The sequence below is a fragment of the Streptomyces phytophilus genome (assembly GCF_013870535.1).
Taxonomy (GTDB): domain Bacteria; phylum Actinomycetota; class Actinomycetes; order Streptomycetales; family Streptomycetaceae; genus Streptomyces; species Streptomyces phytophilus.
Genome location: NZ_JACBXC010000318.1, coordinates 1 through 5,506, shown reverse-complemented (window position 1 = coordinate 5,506; position 5,506 = coordinate 1). Strand labels below are relative to the sequence as shown.

The 5,506-nt window shown below is 69.7% G+C and carries 3 protein-coding genes; all 3 read left to right on the top strand.

The features are described from left to right. A partial coding sequence (locus H5J30_RS15920) for a DciA family protein (protein ID WP_181788096.1) occupies positions 1–296 on the top strand: 296 nt, incomplete at its 5' end. Between the two features lie 292 nt (positions 297–588). After that, positions 589–2,721, top strand: a complete 2,133-nt coding sequence (gene gyrB / locus H5J30_RS15915) for a DNA topoisomerase (ATP-hydrolyzing) subunit B (protein ID WP_181788095.1) — start codon at positions 589–591, stop codon at positions 2,719–2,721. Positions 2,722–2,828: 107 nt separating this feature from the next. Beyond that, positions 2,829–5,456, top strand: coding sequence for a DNA gyrase subunit A (gene gyrA, locus H5J30_RS15910; RefSeq protein ID WP_181788094.1), 2,628 nt, complete (start codon positions 2,829–2,831; stop codon positions 5,454–5,456). Positions 5,457–5,506: the final 50 nt, after the last annotated feature.

Below are 5,506 nucleotides of genomic sequence, written 5' to 3'. Positions count from 1 at the left end.
CGGCGGTGGGCGGCGTGATGGGCCGCTGGCCGCAGCTCGTCGGTCCCGAGGTGGCGCAGCACTGCGCGCCCGAGCGGTACGACGAGCAGGAGCGGGTGCTCGTGGTGGTGTGCGACTCCACGGCGTGGGCGACGCAGCTGCGGTTGCTGGCGCCGCAGTTGGTGGCGCGGCTGAACGAGGAGCTGGGCCACGGCACGGTGAAGCTGATCAAAGTGGTGGGTCCGGGGGGCGGCGGGCGGCGTTTCGGGCCGCTGCGGGCGCCGGGCAGCCAGGGCCCCGGGGACACGTACGGGTAGGCCCGTACCTCCTGGTGAACCCGCTCGGTAAACCTGTGATGGAGTGAGGTCGGTCACAGTAGCTCATGGTTGACGCCCCAAAGCGCTGAGTGGCGCTCAGAGGCTCCGCAGGCCCCGGTGTGTACAGCCCCCCTCGGCGGGCAGATGTTCAGGGCGCCACATGCGGGTTCAGGCACCTGCAAACCGCCATTCTGTCGTGCGCTACCGGTAGACTGGGGAGCAACCCGCCCACTTGCGGAACACGCTGACCAACAACGACGCGGCCGCTCCCGCTCAGCCAGGAGAGTGGCCCGTGCTGTGCCAGAAAGGGCGCTTCGTGGCCGATTCCGGCAACTCCAACGAGAACATCCCTGCCAGCGAGAACGTGCCTCCGGGTGCCGACGGCGCCGCGGAGGCGGCCGCTGCCGCCGCCGAACGGGCACACGCCCGCGCGGGGGCGGAGGCCGTCGAGGACGCGGCGTACGACGCGAGTGCGATCACGGTCCTGGAGGGCCTCGACGCCGTACGCAAGCGCCCGGGCATGTACATCGGCTCGACCGGTGAGCGCGGTCTGCACCACCTGGTGCAGGAGGTCGTGGACAACTCGGTGGACGAGGCGATGGCCGGCCACGCGGACTCGATCGAGGTGACGCTGCTCGACGACGGCGGCGTGCGCGTCGTCGACAACGGCCGCGGCATCCCGGTGGGCATCGTGTCCTCGGAGAACAAGCCGGCCGTCGAGGTCGTGCTGACGGTGCTGCACGCGGGCGGCAAGTTCGGCGGCGGCGGGTACGCGGTCTCCGGCGGTCTGCACGGCGTCGGCGTCTCCGTGGTGAACGCGCTCTCGACCCGCCTGTCGGTGGAGGTCAGGACCGACGGCTACCGCTGGACGCAGGACTACAAGCTGGGCATCCCGACCGAGCCGCTGGCGCGCAACGAGGCGACCGACGAGACCGGCACCACGGTCACGTTCTGGGCGGACGGCGACATCTTCGAGACGACGGACTACTCGTTCGAGACGCTGTCGCGCCGCTTCCAGGAGATGGCGTTCCTCAACAAGGGCCTGACCATCTCGCTGACCGACGAGCGGGCGGCGGCGAAGCAGACCTCGGGCGCGGACACCGCGGGCGACGAGGACGAGGACAAGGCGCGCAGCGTCACGTACCACTACGAGGGCGGCATCTCCGACTTCGTACGCCACCTGAACTCGCGCAAGGGCGAGCCGGTGCACCCTTCGGTGATCGACTTCGAGGCCGCGGACACCGAGCGGCTCATGTCGGTCGAGATCGCGATGCAGTGGAACACGCAGTTCAGCGAGGGCGTGTACAGCTTCGCGAACGTCATCCACACCCACGAGGGCGGCACGCACGAGGAGGGCTTCCGGGCCGCGCTGACGGGTCTGATCAACCGGTACGCGCGGGACAGGAAGCTGCTGCGCGAGAAGGACGACAACCTCACCGGCGAGGACATCCGCGAGGGCCTGACGGCGATCATCTCGGTCCGGCTGGGCGAGCCGCAGTTCGAGGGCCAGACGAAGACCAAGCTGGGCAACACCGAGGCGAAGACCTTCGTCCAGAAGGTCACGCACGAGCACCTGACGGACTGGCTCGACCGGAACCCGAACGAGGCGGCGGACATCGTCCGCAAGTCCATCCAGGCGGCGACGGCCCGCGTCGCGGCCCGCAAGGCGCGCGACCTGACGCGGCGCAAGGGGCTGCTGGAGACGGCGTCGCTGCCGGGCAAGCTGAGCGACTGCCAGTCCAACGACCCGGCCAAGTGCGAGATCTTCATCGTTGAGGGCGACTCCGCGGGCGGCTCGGCGAAGTCCGGCCGCAACCCGCGGTACCAGGCGATCCTCCCGATCCGCGGCAAGATCCTGAACGTGGAGAAGGCCCGGATCGACCGGGTGCTGCAGAACACGGAGGTGCAGGCGCTGATCTCGGCGTTCGGCACCGGCATCCACGAGGACTTCGACCTCGGCAAGCTGCGCTATCACAAGATCGTGCTGATGGCCGACGCGGACGTCGACGGCCAGCACATCCAGACGCTGCTGCTCACGCTGCTGTTCCGCTTCATGCGCCCGCTGATCGAGGGCGGCCACGTGTTCCTGGCCCAGCCCCCGCTGTACAAGATCAAGTGGGGCCGGGAGGAGTTCGAGTACGCCTACTCCGACCGCGAGCGCGACCAGCTGATCGCGCTGGGCCGCTCGCAGGGCAAGCGGATCCGGGACGACTCCATCCAGCGCTTCAAGGGCCTGGGCGAGATGAACGCGGAGGAGCTGCGGATCACGACCATGGACCAGGCGCACCGCGTGCTGCGCCAGGTGACGCTCGACGACGCCGCCGCGGCCGACGACCTGTTCTCGGTGCTCATGGGCGAGGACGTCGAGGCACGCCGCTCGTTCATCCAGCGCAACGCCAAGGACGTCCGCTTCCTCGACATCTGAGTCGGCCCCTGCCCGGGCGGTCCCCGCCCGGGCTCCCGGGGCTCCCCCGCCCGGGAGCGCGACCGACCGCCTTCGAGACCTCTTCGAAAAGGTAGAAAAGACCCGCAATGGCCGACGAGCTCACTCCCCAGAACCCCGACCCGCAGCCGGACGGCGAGGGCGAAGACGGCGGCATCGTGCTGCGCGTGGACGCCGTCTCGCTTGAGACGGAGATGCAGCGCAGCTATCTCGACTACGCGATGAGCGTCATCGTCTCGCGTGCGCTGCCGGACATCCGCGACGGCCTGAAGCCGGTGCACCGCCGCGTGCTGTACTCGATGTACGAGGGCGGCTACCGCCCGGAGCGCGGCTACTTCAAGTGCGCGCGCGTCGTCGGCGACGTCATGGGCAACTACCACCCGCACGGCGACTCGGCGATCTACGACGCCCTGGTGCGGCTGGCGCAGCCGTGGTCGATGCGGATGCCCCTCGTCGACGGCAACGGCAACTTCGGCTCCCCGGGCAACGACCCGGCCGCCGCCATGCGCTACACCGAGTGCCGCATGGCGCAGCTGGCGATGGAGATGCTCCGCGACATCGACGAGGAGACCGTCGACTTCGGGGACAACTACGACGGCCGCTCCCAGGAGCCCGCCGTCCTGCCCGCCCGCTTCCCGAACCTGCTGATCAACGGCTCGGCGGGGATCGCGGTCGGCATGGCGACGAACATCCCGCCGCACAACCTGCGGGAGGTCGCCGAGGGCGTCCAGTGGTACCTGGAGCACCCCGGGGCGTCCAACGACGAGCTGCTCGAAGCGCTCCTGGAGCGCATCAAGGGCCCCGACTTCCCCAGCGGCGCGCTGGTCGTCGGCCGCAAGGGCATCGAGGAGGCGTACCGCACGGGCCGCGGCTCGATCCCGATGCGCGCGGTGGTCGAGGTGGAGGAGATCCAGGACCGGCAGTGCCTGGTGGTCACCGAGCTGCCGTACCAGGTCAACCCCGACAACCTCGCGCAGAAGATCGCCGACGGCGTGAAGGACGGCCGGCTGACGGGCATCGCCGACGTCCGGGACGAGACCTCGTCGCGTACGGGCCAGCGGCTGGTCATCGTGCTGCGCAGGGACGCCGTCGCGAAGGTCGTGCTGAACAACCTCTACAAGCACACCGACCTGCAGACGAACTTCGGCGCCAACATGCTGGCGCTCGTCGACGGCGTGCCGCGCACCCTGTCGCTGGACGCGTTCATCCGCCACTGGGTGGACCACCAGGTCGACGTCATCGTCCGCCGCACCACCTTCCGGCTGCGCAAGGCCGAGGAGCGGGCGCACATCCTGCGCGGCCTGCTGAAGGCGCTGGACGCCATCGACGAGGTCATCGCGCTGATCCGGGCCTCGCAGACGGTGGACGTGGCGCGTACGGGCCTGAGGGACCTGCTGGAGATCGACGAGATCCAGGCGAACGCGATCCTGGAGATGCAGCTGCGCCGGCTGGCCGCCCTGGAGCGGCAGAAGATCACCGCGGAGCACGACGAGCTGCAGGCGAAGATCGACGACTACAACGGGATCCTCGCCTCCCCCGAGCGGCAGCGGCTGATCATCAGCGAGGAGCTGGCGGCGATCGTCTCGAAGTTCGGCGACGACCGGCGCACGCAGCTGGTGCCCTTCGACGGCGACGTGTCCATCGAGGACCTGATCGCCGAGGAGGACATCGTCGTCACGATCACCCGCGGCGGCTATGTGAAGCGGACGAAGAGCACCGACTACCGCGCGCAGAAGCGCGGCGGCAAGGGCGTACGCGGGACGCGGCTGCGCGAGGACGACATCGTCGACCACTTCTTCGTCTCCACCACCCACCACTGGCTGCTGTTCTTCACGAACAAGGGCCGGGTGTACCGCGCCAAGGCGTACGAGCTGCCGGACGCCGGCCGCGACGCCAAGGGGCAGCACGTCGCGAACCTGCTGGCGTTCCAGCCGGACGAGCACATCGCGGAGATCCTGGCGATCCGGGACTACGCGGCCGCGCCGTACCTGGTGCTCGCCACCAAGGCCGGGCTGGTGAAGAAGACGGTCCTGAAGGACTACGACTCGCCCCGCCAGGGCGGCGTGATCGCCGTCAACCTGCGCGAGATGCCCGACGGCTCGCCGGACGAGGTGATCGGCGCCGAGCTGGTCTCGTCCGAGGACGACCTGCTGCTCGTCAGCAGGAAGGCCCAATCGATCCGGTTCACCGCAACGGACGAGGCGCTGCGCCCGATGGGCCGCGCGACCTCCGGTGTGAAGGGCATGAGCTTCCGCGAGGGTGACGAACTCCTCTCGATGAATGTCGTGCGGCCCGGTACGTTCGTGTTCACCGCCACCGACGGCGGGTACGCGAAGCGTACGAACGTGGACGACTATCGCGTTCAGGGACGTGGCGGACTCGGCATCAAGGCGGCGAAGCTGGTGGAGGACCGGGGTTCGCTGGTGGGCGCGCTGGTGGTGGAGGAGTCGGACGAGATCCTCGCCATCACGCTCGGCGGCGGCGTGATCCGTACGCGGGTCGACGAGGTCAGGGAGACGGGCCGTGACACCATGGGCGTCCAGCTGATCAACCTGGGGAAGCGGGACGCCGTCGTCGGCATCGCGCGGAACGCAGAAGCCGGCCGGGAGGCGGAGGAGGTCGAGGAGGCCGCCGTCGCCGCCGTCGCCGCGGACGAGGCCGGGAGCACGGACGCCGGGGCCGACGGCCCCGCTGCGGACGGTGAAGGCGAGGAGTAGGTCGTGAGTGGAACGGGTGCCGGCGCCGGGCCGGCGAGGGCCGAGGGGTA